We start from the raw sequence: 13350 nt of genomic DNA on the forward strand, positions 1-13350 counted from the left end.
TTTACACCAACGCTTTATTCAGCGGCTGGCGCTTCTGGCTTGCGGCGCTTGAGTGGCGCCATGCCGTCCTTGCTGACCAGCGACAGTGCGTCGGTCTTCGGTCGGTTGGCTATCTTGCGTTTGGTCGGCGACTTGGCGCCGGTTTTCTTCTTCTCGCCCTTGGCGTCGACCTTTTTCTTTTTCACGCCAACAGCCTTGCCCGAAGCCTTGACCTTCTTCGGCCCGCCGTAGGTGCCTTTGACTTCCTTGATGGTGCGGCGCTCGAACGACTGCTTCAAGTAGCGCTCGACGCTCGACATCAGGTTCCAGTCGCCATGACAAATCAGCGAGATGGCCAGGCCATCGTTGCCGGCACGACCGGTACGACCGATACGGTGTACGTATTCGTCGCCACTGCGGGGCATATCGAAGTTGATCACCATGTCCAGGCCGTCGACGTCCAGGCCACGTGCGGCGACGTCAGTTGCCACCAGGATCTTCACGCCGCCCTGTTTCAGGCGGTCAATGGCCAGCTTGCGATCCTTCTGGTCCTTCTCACCGTGCAAGACAAACGCCTTGTACTCCTGCGCCACCAGACGACCGTAAATGCGGTCGGCCATGGCCCGGGTATTGGTGAAAACGATGGCCTTCTGGTAGGTCTCGTTGGCCAACAACCAGTTAAGGATCTGCTCTTTATGCACGTTGTGGTCAGCGGTGATAACTTGCTGACGGGTGGTCGAGTTCAGTTGGCTGACGGCGTTGAGCTGCAGGTGCTCGGGGTTGTTCAGGACCTTGGCGACCATGTCGCGCAGGGTCGAACCACCGGTGGTGGCGGAGAACAGCATGGTCTGCTGGCGGTTGGTGCACTCTTCCACCAGGCGCTGCACATCGTCGGAGAAACCCATGTCAAGCATGCGGTCGGCTTCGTCGAGGACCAGCACTTCGACTTCCTTAAGGTCCAGGTTGCCGGCGTTCAGTTGCTCGATCATCCGGCCCGGCGTACCGATCAGGATGTCAGGCACCTTGCGCAGCATGGCGGCCTGGACCTTGAAGTCTTCACCACCGGTAATCAGGCCGGACTTGATGAAGGTGAACTGCGCAAAACGCTCGACTTCCTTCAGGGTCTGCTGGGCCAGCTCACGAGTCGGCAGCAGAATCAGGGTCTTGATGCTGACCCGGACTTTCGCCGGGCCAATCAGACGGTTGAGGATCGGCAGAACGAAAGCAGCGGTTTTGCCGCTCCCGGTTTGAGCTGTCACCCGCAGGTCACGCCCTTCGAGCGCGAGCGGGATGGCCGCTGCTTGCACAGGCGTTGGCTCGACAAATTTAAGCTCGGCCACGGCTTTGAGCAGGCGTTCGTGCAGGGCGAATTGGGAAAACACGGGTGTTACCTCGAAGAAATACAAAAAAACAGCTGCATAGGGTAACGGTTTCGGGCGCCGAGGCCGAGTTTCTTTACGCGAACAACGCTAATCAGGTGCTTTTTTGTCAGGGGGTTTGTCCGCAACGATAACTTTGAAGCACTTAAATGCTCTAATCGCCCCATCACGTCCTACAGAAGAATCGCGTTTACCCATGGATATCAAACAGCTCTGGCTCAACGTCCAAGACGTTTGGGGCGCCCTCGATCAACATCCGCTGCTGCATTCAAGCCTGGCCCTGGTGATCTTGCTGGTGGTGGCCCTTCTTCTCGGACGGGTGGCACGCTACCTGATCCTCCATGCCGTCAAATTGCTGGGCCGCCAGCCGGCACTGCACTGGCTCAATGACCTGCGGCACAACAAAGTCTTCCATCGCTTGGCGCAAATGACGCCATCGCTGGTGATCCAGTTCGGCCTGCACCTGGTGCCAGAACTGAGCAAGACCAGCGCGGTATTTATCGGCAATGTCGCCCTGGCATTCACCATTTTGTTCCAGATCCTGGCCATGAGCGCCCTGCTCAACGCCTTGCTGGACATCTACGCCCGTACCGAACACGCCCGCACCCGCTCCATCAAGGGCTACGTGCAGTTGGCGAAAATGGTGCTGTTCGTGTTTGGCGCGATCATCATTGTTGCCACCCTGATCGACCGCTCGCCACTGTTGCTGCTCTCCGGTCTTGGTGCCATGTCGGCGGTGATCCTGTTGGTCTACAAGGACACCATGCTGTCATTCGTCGCCAGCGTACAACTGACCAGCAACGACATGCTGCGGGTCGGCGACTGGATCGAGATGCCTCAGGTCGGCGCCGATGGCGATGTGGTGGACATCACCCTGCACACGGTCAAGGTGCAGAATTTCGACAAGACCATCGTCTCCATCCCCACCTGGCGCCTGATGTCCGAATCCTTCAAGAACTGGCGCGGCATGCAGGCCTCGGGCGGGCGACGGATCAAGCGCAGCCTGTTTATCGACGCCAGCGGCGTGCGATTCCTGCGCGATGATGAAGAAGTGCGCATGACCCAGGTCCACCTGCTGACCGACTACATCGGCCGCAAACAGGCGGAATTGAAGGCATGGAACGAAACCCAGGAGCAAAGCGCGCAGCTGTCGGCCAACCGCCGGCGAATGACCAACCTGGGCACCTTCCGGGCCTACGCCCTGGCCTACCTGAAAAGCAACCCGGACATCCAGCCGAACATGACCTGCATGGTCCGCCAGATGCAGGCCACCGCCCAGGGCGTGCCACTGGAAATCTACTGCTTCACCCGCACCACGGCGTGGGTCGATTACGAGCGTATCCAGGGAGACATCTTCGATTACCTGCTGGCGTTGCTACCGGAATTTGGCTTGAGCCTGTATCAGCAGCCCAGTGGTAACGACTTGCGGGCGGGGATGTTGCCAGCGGTGCTCGGCGCCAGCCACCTGCCCGAAAAGAGCGCCTCGCTATAGCTGCTACGCCAGCGCCTACAGGGCGCTGGCGGTGCGTTTGATGCCCAATCGGCTGATCCACACCGCCCCCAGAATCACCAGGCCGCCCAGAAACAACCGCCCTAAAGGCTCATGCTGATTCCAGATCAACAGGTTCAGCAGCAACCCCACTGGCACATGCAGGTTATTCATCACCGCCAGCGTGCCACCGTTGACCTGGCAAGCGCCCTTGTTCCACCAGTACAAGCCCAGTGCAGTGCTGACCAGGCCAAGGAACACCAGCACGCCCCATTGCAACGGCGCTTCCGGCAGGAAGTTGGCCTTGCCGAACAGCAGGAACGCCGGCAAAACCACCGCCAACGCCCCAAGATAGAAATAACCGAAACGCCGATAGTGCGGCAGATCGCTGGGGTGACGGGCCACCAGGCGCCTGTAAAGCACCTGCCCGGCCGCGTAGGTGAAGTTGGCCAGTTGCAGCAGCAAAAAGCCCATGAAGAAGTCGGGGTTGATCTGATCGAAACGAATCACCGCCGCACCCGCTACCGCCACCAGCGCGGCGATCAGCGCCCACGGATTGAAGCGCCGGTTCAGGGCATCCTCGATCAAGGTCACATGCAAGGGTGTGAGGATGGTGAACAGCAATACCTCCGGCACCGTCAACACCCGGAAGCTCAAGTACAGGCAAACGTAAGTCACGCCAAATTGCAGGGCGCCGATCAGTAACATACCGCGCATGAAGGCCGGCTCCACTGAACGCCAGCGGGTCAGCGGGATAAACACCAGCCCCGCCAGCAATACCCGCACCAGCACAGCGAAGTAGCTGTCGACGTGACCGGCAAGGTATTCGCCGATCAGGCTGAAGGAAAACGCCTGAATCAGGGTGACAATCAGTAGATAGCCCATGCTCGCCTCGTATCGAATGGCGGCGACCTTAGCGGTTTTCCAGCACTTGCGAAACTCAAGGCAAAAAAAACCCGATCTCGCTAAAGCGTCAATCGGGTCGGAGCACTCAGGAGCAACAAGTGCAAAGGGAGGTTCGATACGCGTACTTGAAGGGTTTGCGTGGAGCTATTCAAACATCAGGCGATTATCTGGCGATTAAAGGATCAGGCAACCTGCGCCAATAACGCCTTGGCTTGATTCAAGCCTTTCTCCTGGAAATCTCCACCCAGGTTCACCCCTTCGGCATGAATGAAGGTGACGTCATGGATGCCGATAAAGCCCATGACCTGGCGCAGGTAGGGTTCCTGATGATCGCTGGCGCCGCCGGCATGGATGCCGCCGCGAGCAGTCAGGACGAAAGCACGCTTTTCATTGAGCAGCCCTTGAGGCCCGGTGGCGGTGTACTTGAAGGTCACGCCGGCGCGCAGCACATGGTCGAGCCAGGCCTTGAGGGTGCTGGGAATGGCAAAGTTGTACATCGGCGCGGCCATCACCAGGACGTCGGCGGCCAGCAGTTCGTCGGTCAGTTCGTTGGAGCGGTCCAGAGCCACCTGCTCGATGGCGTTGCGTTGCTGGGCGGGCTTCATCCAGCCGCCCAGCAGGTTGGCGTCCAAGTGAGGCACCGGGTTGATGGCCAAGTCACGCACGGTGATCTGATCAGCCGGATGGGCAACCTGCCATTGGCTGATGAACTGTTGAGTCAGTTGGCGGGAGATTGAATCCTGCTGGCGGGCGCTGCTTTCAATGATCAGAACGCGTGACATGGCTCGGTAGCCTCCATCGGTGAATGCTGTAAGTCGATGGAGTGAAGGCTAAACAGAACCGATTCGATAAAAAAGCGTAAAAAACTGCTATAACCCATCTATAAATTTGTTTATAAGCGCAGTATCGCTGTGGGCACGCGCAGCTTTGCCTTATTTCGCGGCGCAGGTCAGCTTGATGCGCATCTTGATAATCGAGCGCGTGAACTTGGCGGTTGCATGGGTGCTTTTACCGGCAGGCACCGTGACCGTCCGCAGACGCGGCGTTTCCGGACCATTGCGAAAGGCTACCTTGCACACCGCGTCGATCGTGCCGTAATTGTTTAGCTGGATCGAACTAATGTCGGCATCCGTGTCATCGGCGGTGTAATCAATACTGACCCCGGAGATGCTTTTCTCCACATCGATCGGATAGGCAAACGCGCTCAAAGGCAGCAGCGCCAGCAGCACACAACAGAATTTTCTCATTCGGCAGTCTCCAATAAAGACCGCCAGCTTAGGACAAGAGGAGCCCATTTTGAAAGCGCCCCGCGTTACCCTTGATCAATGGCGCACGCTGCAGGCCGTGGTCGACCATGGTGGCTTCGCCCAGGCGGCTGAAGCGCTACACCGTTCGCAATCCTCCGTGAGTTACACCGTTGCACGCATGCAAGACCAGCTGGGCGTGCCGCTGCTGCGCATCGACGGGCGCAAGGCGGTCCTGACCGACGCCGGCGAAGTGCTGCTGCGCCGCTCCCGGCAACTGGTGAAAAGCGCCAGCCAACTGGAAGACCTCGCCCACCATATGGAACAGGGCTGGGAAGCCGAAGTGCGACTGGTGGTCGATGCTGCCTATCCCAATGCCCGCCTGGTGCGCGCCCTCACCGCCTTTATGCCGCAAAGCCGGGGCTGCCGGGTGCGCCTGCGCGAAGAAGTGCTCTCCGGCGTCGAAGAGTTGCTGATGGAAGGCGTGGCCGACCTGGCCATCTGCGGCTTCAGCATTGCGGGTTACCTGGGCACTGAGATGAGCGACGTGGAATTTGTCGCCGTTGCCCATCCCGAGCATCCGCTGCACCGACTGAACCGCGAACTGAGCTTCCAGGACCTGGAAAGCCAAATGCAAGTGGTGATCCGCGACTCCGGTCGCCAGCAACCGCGGGATGTCGGCTGGCTCGGCGCCGAGCAGCGCTGGACTGTCGGCAGCCTGGCCACCGCCGCCGCCTTCGTCGGCAGCGGCCTGGGGTTTGCCTGGCTGCCCCGGCACATGATCGAACGCGAACTCAAGGAAGGCGTGCTCAAGCAGCTACCCTTGGAACAGGGCGGCAGTCGCCATCCGACGTTTTTCCTGTACGCCAACAAAGACAAACCCTTGGGCCCGGCTACGCAGATTCTCGTCGAACTGCTGCGCACCTTTGACACCGCGCCGCTGGATGCGCCCTTTGCTGCACCACAGCAAGCCTGAAACGGAGTTCACCGATGGCCTATTTCGAACATGAAGGTTGCACCCTGCATTACGAGGAATATGGCCACGGCGCGCCGCTGATCCTGATCCACGGCCTGGGCTCCAGCAGCCTGGATTGGGAGTTGCAGGTGCCTGTGCTGTCCAAGCACTACCGGTTGATCGTGGTGGATGCACGCGGTCACGGCCGCTCCGACAAACCCCGTGAACGCTACAGCATCGCCGGGTTTACCGCCGATTTGGTGGCACTGATCGAACATCTGCAGCTGACACCGGCTCACGTGGTCGGTTTGTCCATGGGCGGCATGATCGCCTTTCAATTGGCGGTGGATCAGCCCCATTTGCTCAAGAGCCTGTGCATCGTCAACAGCGCGCCCCAGGTCAAGGTCCGCACCGCCAACGATTATTGGCAATGGGCCAAGCGCTGGAGCCTGGCGCGAATCCTCAGCTTGAACAGCATCGGCAAGGCCTTGGGCAGCATGCTCTTCCCCAAACCGGAGCAGGCCGAGCTGCGGCGCAAAATGACCGAGCGCTGGGCAAAAAACGACAAACGTGCTTATCTCGCTAGCTTCGATGCAATCGTCGGCTGGGGCGTTCAGGAACGACTTTCGCGAATTTCCTGTCCAACGCTGGTCGTCAGCGCCGACCACGACTACACCCCGGTGGCGCAGAAAGAAATCTATGTAAAACTGCTGCCCGATGCGCGGCTGGTGGTGATCAAGGATTCTCGCCATGCCACGCCCTTGGACCAACCCGAAGTCTTTAATGCCACCTTGCTCGATTTTCTAAAGACAGTCGAAACCACTACTCAGGATCACTGACCCATGCTGAAAAAAATCGCCCTCTTCGCCGGTTCTGTTCTGTTTGCTGCCAACCTGATGGCGGCCACGCCGGCCAAGGCACCCCATGTATTGCTCGTTACCACCAACGGCGAAATCGAAATCGAACTGGACCCGGTAAAGGCGCCAATCAGCACCAAGAACTTCCTTGAGTACGTCGACAAGGGTTTCTACACCAACACCATTTTTCACCGTGTGATCCCTGGATTCATGGTTCAGGGCGGTGGTTTCACCACGCAGATGCAGCAGAAAGACACCCAGCCACCGATCACTAACGAAGCCAGCAACGGCCTACATAACGTACGCGGCACCTTGTCGATGGCGCGCACTTCGAATCCGAACTCGGCCACCAGCCAGTTCTTTATCAACGTCGCCGACAATGCCTTCCTCGATCCGGGTCGCGATGCCGGTTACGCCGTGTTTGCCAAAGTGGTCAAAGGCATGGACGTGGTTGACGTCATCGTCAACTCGCAGACCGCCACCAAAAGCGGCATGCAAAACGTGCCAATCGATCCTGTCCTGATCAAGTCGGCCAAGCGCATCGACTGAGGTCTACAGGGAGTTTCGCGCGGTGCCCACAAGGCACCGCGCGTATTTGAACAGGAGAGCCCGCCAGGCGGGCGTCAGACCTAATGCTCTATCGTCGTTTTGAACAACTGATCGATATTTTCCGCGAGCCTCCCAGCGCGGCCCCTCCCGATAAAGTCCTGCCCTTCTACCTCTATTACCTGCGCCAGGTATGGCCGTGCTTTGCCGCGCTGCTGGTGGTGGGGCTGATTGGCGCGTTGATCGAAGTGGCGCTGTTCAGCTACCTGAGCCGCATCATCGACCTGGCCCAGGGCACGCCGCCCGCCAACTTCTTCCAGATCCACAGCACCGAGCTGATCTGGATGGCCGTGGTTGCCTTGCTACTGCGCCCGATCTTCGGCGCCCTGCACGATTTTCTGGTGCACCAGACCATCAACCCCGGCATGACCAGCCTGATCCGCTGGCAGAACCACAGCTACGTGCTCAAACAGAGCCTGAACTTCTTCCAGAATGACTTCGCCGGACGTATTGCCCAGCGCATCATGCAAACCGGCACTTCCCTGCGGGATTCAGCAGTGTCGGCAGTGGATGCCATCTGGCATGTGCTGATCTACGCCATCAGCGCCCTGGTGCTGTTCGCCGAGGCTGACTGGCGGCTGATGATCCCGCTGATCAGTTGGATCGTCTGCTACGGCCTGGCCCTTACCTACTTCGTGCCACGGGTCAAACAGCGCTCAGTGAACTCCTCCGAAGCGCGCTCCAAGCTCATGGGACGGATCGTCGACGGCTACACCAACATCACCACCTTGAAACTGTTTGCCCATACCAACTTCGAGCAAAACTACGCCAAGGAAGCCATCGTCGAACAAACGCAAAAAAGCCAGTTGGCCGGCCGAGTGGTGACCAGCATGGACATCGCTGTCACCAGCATGAACGGCCTGTTGATCGTCACCACCACGGGCCTTGCCCTATGGCTGTGGACCCAGTCGTTGATCTCGGTGGGCGCTATCGCACTGGCCACTGGCCTGGTGATTCGCATCGTCAACATGTCCGGTTGGATCATGTGGGTGGTCAACGGCATTTTCGAGAACATCGGTATGGTTCAAGACGGCCTGAAAACCATCGCGCAACCGGTGGCCGTGACCGACCGGGAAAACGCCCCACGCCTAAGCGTGCCCCACGGCGAAGTGCGTTTCGAGCAGGTGGATTTCCACTATGGCAAGAAAAGCGGAATCATCGGCGGCCTGAACCTGGACATCAAGCCGGGTGAAAAAATCGGCCTGATCGGCCCGTCCGGCGCCGGCAAGTCGACGTTGGTCAACCTGCTGCTGCGCCTGTATGACCTGCAAGGCGGGCGCATCCTGATCGACGGCCAGAACATTGCCGAAGTGGCCCAGGAAAGCCTGCGCGAGCGCATCGGCATGATCACCCAGGACACTTCGCTGCTGCACCGTTCGATCCGCGACAACTTGCTGTACGGCAAGCCCGACGCCACCGACGACGAACTGTGGGAAGCCGTTCGCAAGGCCCGTGCCGACGAGTTCATCCCGCTGCTCTCGGACGCCGAAGGCCGCACGGGCCTGGATGCCCACGTCGGTGAACGCGGGGTGAAGCTCTCCGGCGGGCAACGCCAGCGCATCGCCATCGCCCGAGTGCTGCTCAAGGACGCGCCGGTCCTGATCATGGATGAAGCCACCTCGGCGCTGGACTCGGAAGTGGAAGCAGCGATTCAGGAAAGCCTGGAAACCCTCATGCAGGGCAAGACGGTGATCGCCATCGCCCACAGGCTTTCCACCATTGCACGGATGGACCGCTTGGTGGTGCTGGAGAAGGGCCAGATTGCCGAGAGTGGCAGTCATGCCGAGTTGTTGGCTCATGGTGGGTTGTATGCGCGGTTGTGGCAGCACCAGACTGGAGGGTTTGTCGGGATCGACTGACATACATTGCCACCACCCATAGCGCCAGCGCCCGAATCCAAAGGGCTCTGGCGCTTTTTCATGCACTGGATTTGTGCCACATCGGTGCTGTCATCAAGGCCACGGCAGTATCGGTGTGGTTGGTAGTGGGCGGTGTGACCTATCGATGGCTGGGCAAGGAAGAGACTGCCTGAGCCAAGCGCGTTCAGCCCTGCCGGTAAGGCAAGGCTGAGCGCGCCTCCTCGGCATAGGCGAGGATTTCACTGCGCTCGCGCTCCAGGAAGTCCGCCACAGCCGATTTCAATCCGGGATGGCGCAGGTAATGCCAGGAATGGGTAATCACCGGCTCAAACCCGCGAATCAACTTGTGCTCGCCTTGGGCACCGGCGTCGAAACGTTGCAGGCCGTGGGCAATCGCGTAATCCATGCCCTGATAGAAACAGGTCTCGAAATGCAGGCGGTCGAATTCCGCCAGGCAGCCCCAGTATCGCCCGTAAAGGCTGTCGCCTCCGATCAAGCTAAAGGCCATGGCCACTGGCCGCGAGCCTTGCTTGGCCAGCACCACCCGAATCGCCTCCGGCATGCGCTCAGCCAATAAGCTGAAAAACGCCCGGGTCAGGTAAGGCGACTGCCGGCGCACGGCGTAGGTATTGGCGTAACAAGCGTAGACAAAATCCCATTGTGCCTCGCTCAACTCATGGCCTTGTAACCACTCGAACTCAATGCCCTGCCCCGCTACCTGTTCGCGCTCTTTGCGCATTTGTTTGCGTTTGCGTGAACTCAAGGCGTCGAGGAAGTCCTGGAAGTCCCGATAACCGCGGTTCTGCCAATGAAACTGGCAACCCAGGCGCTGCAGCCAACCCGGCTGCTGCGCCAGTGCGACGTCGGCCAGTGCGTCGGTAAAGTTGATATGGGCGCTGGAAAGGCCTTCGATCTCCAGGTAACCGGGCAGGCTCTTGAGTAACTCAAAACCGTCCTCGGGGCTGGCCGCCAGCAGGCGCGGGCCGCTGACCGGGCTGAAGGGCACGGCGGTGAGCAATTTCGGGTAGTAGTCGATGCCCGCACGCTCGCAAGCGTCGGCCCAGCCATGGTCAAACACGTATTCGCCGTAAGAATGCCACTTGCGATAACTGGGCAGCGCAGCGATCAAGCGCTCGCCTTCATAATGCAGTAAATGCTCGGGCTGCCAGCCGGACTGCGGGCCAAGGCTGGCACTGTCCTCAAGCGCACTGAGGAAGGCATGACGCAAAAAAGGCTGATCGACGGGGACCAGTGCGTTCCACTCATCAGGTGCAATCGCGCGCAGGCTATTCAATCGTTGTAACGGCATCCCATTCCCCGGCGACAACTACTTTATGTAGGAGCGAGCTTGCTCGCGATGGCTGTCAACAATAACGCGCTCATTCTGACAGAACCCGTCTCCCGCAGGTTTTTTCGCGAGCAAGCTCGCTCCTACACAAAGCAGTGAGTTTTCAGAGCAAAAAAAACCCCGCCAATCGGCGGGGTGAAAAAAGAGAAGCGCTTTAACGGATGAAGAAAGAGCGCGATGAAACGGTGTTGCAGGCTGCTTAGAACACGTATTGCACGCGGGCTACGATGGCATCACCGCTGTCATCGCCATTGGCGTTGACGATCTTGTCGGTGCTGACTTTGATGTAGTTGGCCGAGACCCGGACCGCTTCGTTGGCGTACCAGTTGACACCGATGGTGTTCAGGTTGGCCTTGGCATCGCCCACTTCACGGGTAGCACTGTTGCGAACAACGTTTTTGTCATCAACCTTGATGTTGTCGTAGCGATAGAACACTTCCCACGCGCCGAACTGCTTGTTCTGGGGCTTGATGGTGTCGAACTTGGCGCCGTCGAGTTTGTAAATGCGCGATTCGCCGGTCAGGGTGTAGGCCAGTTGACCGTAGAAGCCGCTGGACTTGACGTCCTGATAGGCGCTGCTGTCAGCCTTCATCTTGCGGCTCAGGTATTCAGCCTGCAGCGACAGCGGGCCGGTAGCAAAGGCGAATTCGCCGCCGAACACAGTGTCGGTGTCGTAAGCGTCGGTGCTGGTCAAGTTGCCGGAATCCAGGCCCACGCCGCCGCCGAAGGTGGCACGGTTACCGTTGGCGCCGGCATCGTTGCCGCCAGTGGTTGCCACGCCACGTACGCCGAGACGAGGACGGATGCGGGAGTCAAAAGCGGTGTCTTTCAGGTCACGTACCGCGACGTCCAGGCCGACGTGCAAGACGTTGCCGGTTTCATGCAGCGGCGCGAATACGGCACGGCCGTTAAATTGCTTCACGCCGTTGCCGTCCTTGTCGTTGATGTCCTTGGACGCAACGCTGGCGGACAGGTAAGCCATGTCGGCAACCACAGAGCTGACCTGGATACCCATGCCGTTTTCGTGGGAGTTGACCCAGTCGGCCATTTCGTACGCAGAGTTACGCTCGATGCCCGTCACCCACTTGGAGCTGGTGGCTTTTTCCAGACCGAAGTCTTGGTCAAAACGGCCGACGCGGATGGTGACCGGCTTGAAGCCCACGTAGGACATGGACGCTTCGTCGAAGTAACCGTCGTCGGAGCTGCCCGAGTTGTGGGAAAAGTCGTAGCTGAGCTGGTATTTGAAGTCCTTGTAGACGGTGCCGCCCAGTTCCAGGTAAGCACGGCGGAAGTAAGTGGCGTCGGCCGAGTCACCGTTCTTGGTGTAGAAACCGTCAAATGTGCCGTAATCGGCTTGCAGGCGACCACCCAGCTTGAAGCTGAAGTTCTGGTCGGTAGTAGCAACCTCAAGGCCGCCCTTGGTTTTGACAACGATATCGGCGCCGTCAGTAGTGACAGTACCAGCGAAAGCCTGGGCGGTAACGGCCAGGGCCAGGGCGCTGGCCGCTAAACCGGCGAAGTGCTTACGGATCATCGAAGAATTCCCCTAATTGGTGGTCTTTTGCATTGGAAAACACGCGGGCTCTGGCCCGCTGGTGTTGGGAGGGGATATTTCAGCTGAGTTGCTGCAACATAAAGATTTTGTTACAGGGGAACTTTCTTACAACCAAAGGAAATAAGCGCAAAGCCACGGCCAGCAAGCGTCTTATTGAAAAAAGTGTCGGAAATGGCAGATAAAAAATCATGAAAAAAACTGACAGGAATGAAATATTTTTTCCCGGATGTTTTTGAAGGGCGAAGAAAAACCCGCGACCAGGGTCGTCGCAGGCTCGGTGTGACGATGAATAATGTCAGTCTCTAAGGCTTGCCGGAACGCTCGGCAGCCAGGCGCTCGGCCAACTCATCGATGCCCGCCACCGGTGGCTCGGGCATGACCCGTAGCGTGGCCTGCATCAAGCGCATCTGGCGAATAAAGCGCCGGCAATTGGGGCAGAACATCAAGTGGTGACGTACCAGCAAGCGCTCACGAAAGGTCAACTGCCCATCGAGATAGTCACTGGAGCGCGCCACTTGTTCTTTACAGGTCAACATTCGCCGGTTTCCTCAAAATGCTCCACCGTGGCGAAGACCTTAAGCCGTGCTCGATGCAGCAGCACTCGGACATTGGAGAGCGAAATTTCCAGAAGATTACAAATCTCCTCCAACTCCAGGCCCTGACGTTCACGCAACAGCAGCACACTGCTTTGCAATTGGGAAAGACTCAGCAGCGTGTGCTCAAGGCATTCGCGCAGCTCGTTTTCAGTCAGTAGCGCCTCGGGGGTGTCTTCGTGCCAGGCAAACGGGGCAACCAGCCAGTGGCCGTCACCGGCGGCAAAACGCTCGTCGCCGACGGTGCCGTGCGGCGACGGCAGGTCATCGAGCAGCACCTCCCGACGGTTTTGCTTGTAGCGGCCCTTGGCCGAATTGGCTGTGATAGTCAGCAACCACGTCTTGAGGCTCGAACGCCCCTCGAACTTCGCCAGGTTGCGCACCACCGAGAACCAGGCGTCCTGCACCACCTCATCGGCATGTCGCTGGCCAACGATGGCATAAGCCACAGCGCGCATGGCGCTCTGGTAGGTGCTGACCAATTCCTTGTACGCCCGCTGCTCACCCTTGAGCAAGCGTTCGAGCAGGTGCGCGTCGTCCGCTGCTGCCATTCAAGACCTCGGTACAAAGACATTTCCAG

At 58.9% G+C, this 13350-nt stretch carries 13 protein-coding genes; 5 read left to right on the plus strand and 8 right to left on the minus strand.

Annotated elements, in window-relative coordinates; all coding sequences use genetic code 11:
- Positions 1-14: 14 nt before the first annotated feature.
- The gene (locus tag FQ182_RS07815; protein ID WP_133101811.1) at positions 15-1361 is read right to left on the minus strand and encodes a DEAD/DEAH box helicase; all 1347 of its coding nucleotides are present in this window, start codon (positions 1359-1361) and stop codon (positions 15-17) included.
- Between the two features lie 193 nt (positions 1362-1554).
- Between FQ182_RS07815 and FQ182_RS07820 the strand changes: the two genes are divergently transcribed.
- Positions 1555-2850, plus strand: a complete 1296-nt coding sequence (locus tag FQ182_RS07820) for a mechanosensitive ion channel family protein (protein ID WP_149412149.1) — start codon at positions 1555-1557, stop codon at positions 2848-2850.
- Positions 2851-2865: 15 nt separating this feature from the next.
- On the opposite strand, the gene FQ182_RS07825 is transcribed toward FQ182_RS07820, so the two are convergent.
- The 3 genes from FQ182_RS07825 to FQ182_RS07835 form a co-directional block, all read right to left on the minus strand.
- Positions 2866-3732 (minus strand): carboxylate/amino acid/amine transporter, encoded by an 867-nt coding sequence (locus FQ182_RS07825; RefSeq protein ID WP_149412150.1) that lies wholly within the window; start codon positions 3730-3732, stop codon positions 2866-2868.
- Between the two features lie 203 nt (positions 3733-3935).
- The gene (locus tag FQ182_RS07830; protein ID WP_149412151.1) at positions 3936-4535 is read right to left on the minus strand and encodes an FMN-dependent NADH-azoreductase; all 600 of its coding nucleotides are present in this window, start codon (positions 4533-4535) and stop codon (positions 3936-3938) included.
- Between the two features lie 150 nt (positions 4536-4685).
- The gene (locus FQ182_RS07835; RefSeq protein WP_149412152.1) at positions 4686-5000 is read right to left on the minus strand and encodes a 3-phosphoglycerate kinase; all 315 of its coding nucleotides are present in this window, start codon (positions 4998-5000) and stop codon (positions 4686-4688) included.
- 49 nt (positions 5001-5049) lie between these two features.
- Here FQ182_RS07835 and FQ182_RS07840 point away from each other — a divergent pair, with 49 nt between their 5' ends.
- From FQ182_RS07840 to FQ182_RS07855, 4 genes are all read left to right on the plus strand, one after another.
- The gene (locus FQ182_RS07840; RefSeq protein WP_133101816.1) at positions 5050-5973 is read left to right on the plus strand and encodes a LysR family transcriptional regulator; all 924 of its coding nucleotides are present in this window, start codon (positions 5050-5052) and stop codon (positions 5971-5973) included.
- A gap of 14 nt (positions 5974-5987) precedes the next feature.
- Positions 5988-6791 carry an alpha/beta fold hydrolase gene (locus FQ182_RS07845; RefSeq protein WP_149412153.1) on the plus strand — a complete coding sequence of 268 codons (804 nt, stop codon included), beginning with the start codon at positions 5988-5990 and terminating at the stop codon, positions 6789-6791.
- Positions 6792-6794: 3 nt separating this feature from the next.
- Positions 6795-7358 carry a peptidylprolyl isomerase gene (locus FQ182_RS07850; protein WP_133101818.1) on the plus strand — a complete coding sequence of 188 codons (564 nt, stop codon included), beginning with the start codon at positions 6795-6797 and terminating at the stop codon, positions 7356-7358.
- An 83-nt stretch (positions 7359-7441) separates the two neighbouring features.
- Complete coding sequence (locus tag FQ182_RS07855; RefSeq protein ID WP_149412154.1) at positions 7442-9274, plus strand: ABC transporter ATP-binding protein; 1833 nt, start codon at positions 7442-7444, stop codon at positions 9272-9274.
- A gap of 184 nt (positions 9275-9458) precedes the next feature.
- Here the strand turns inward: FQ182_RS07855 and FQ182_RS07860 are convergent, their stop codons facing one another.
- The 4 genes from FQ182_RS07860 to FQ182_RS07875 all read right to left on the minus strand — a co-directional run bounded on the left by FQ182_RS07860 (position 9459) and on the right by FQ182_RS07875 (position 13321).
- Positions 9459-10583, minus strand: a complete 1125-nt coding sequence (locus FQ182_RS07860) for a GNAT family N-acetyltransferase (RefSeq protein WP_149412155.1) — start codon at positions 10581-10583, stop codon at positions 9459-9461.
- Positions 10584-10821: 238 nt separating this feature from the next.
- Positions 10822-12156 carry an OprO/OprP family phosphate-selective porin gene (locus FQ182_RS07865; RefSeq protein WP_149412156.1) on the minus strand — a complete coding sequence of 445 codons (1335 nt, stop codon included), beginning with the start codon at positions 12154-12156 and terminating at the stop codon, positions 10822-10824.
- A gap of 323 nt (positions 12157-12479) precedes the next feature.
- Entirely contained in the window at positions 12480-12713 is a 234-nt protein-coding gene (locus FQ182_RS07870; RefSeq protein WP_149412157.1) for an anti-sigma factor, read from the minus strand.
- Complete coding sequence (locus FQ182_RS07875; protein WP_149412158.1) at positions 12707-13321, minus strand: RNA polymerase sigma factor; 615 nt, start codon at positions 13319-13321, stop codon at positions 12707-12709. The genes FQ182_RS07870 and FQ182_RS07875 overlap by 7 nt, the downstream gene beginning before the upstream one ends.
- Positions 13322-13350 lie beyond the last annotated feature (29 nt).

Origin of the sequence: Pseudomonas sp. ANT_H4 (genome assembly GCF_008369295.1) — a bacterium.
Lineage (GTDB): Bacteria > Pseudomonadota > Gammaproteobacteria > Pseudomonadales > Pseudomonadaceae > Aquipseudomonas.

Excerpts from the sequence above, each read along its gene's own strand:
- FQ182_RS07850 (WP_133101818.1), top strand. The coding sequence starts at position 6,795 with ATGCTGAAAAAAATCGCCCTCTTCGCCGGTTCTGTTCTGTTTGCTGCC.
- FQ182_RS07870 (WP_149412157.1), bottom strand. The coding sequence starts at position 12,713 with ATGTTGACCTGTAAAGAACAAGTGGCGCGCTCCAGTGACTATCTCGAT.
- FQ182_RS07855 (WP_149412154.1), top strand. The coding sequence starts at position 7,442 with ATGCTCTATCGTCGTTTTGAACAACTGATCGATATTTTCCGCGAGCCT.
- FQ182_RS07820 (WP_149412149.1), top strand. The coding sequence starts at position 1,555 with ATGGATATCAAACAGCTCTGGCTCAACGTCCAAGACGTTTGGGGCGCC.
- FQ182_RS07825 (WP_149412150.1), bottom strand. The coding sequence starts at position 3,732 with ATGGGCTATCTACTGATTGTCACCCTGATTCAGGCGTTTTCCTTCAGC.
- FQ182_RS07830 (WP_149412151.1), bottom strand. The coding sequence starts at position 4,535 with ATGTCACGCGTTCTGATCATTGAAAGCAGCGCCCGCCAGCAGGATTCA.
- FQ182_RS07835 (WP_149412152.1), bottom strand. The coding sequence starts at position 5,000 with ATGAGAAAATTCTGTTGTGTGCTGCTGGCGCTGCTGCCTTTGAGCGCG.
- FQ182_RS07865 (WP_149412156.1), bottom strand. The coding sequence starts at position 12,156 with ATGATCCGTAAGCACTTCGCCGGTTTAGCGGCCAGCGCCCTGGCCCTG.
- FQ182_RS07845 (WP_149412153.1), top strand. The coding sequence starts at position 5,988 with ATGGCCTATTTCGAACATGAAGGTTGCACCCTGCATTACGAGGAATAT.
- FQ182_RS07875 (WP_149412158.1), bottom strand. The coding sequence starts at position 13,321 with ATGGCAGCAGCGGACGACGCGCACCTGCTCGAACGCTTGCTCAAGGGT.
- FQ182_RS07860 (WP_149412155.1), bottom strand. The coding sequence starts at position 10,583 with ATGCCGTTACAACGATTGAATAGCCTGCGCGCGATTGCACCTGATGAG.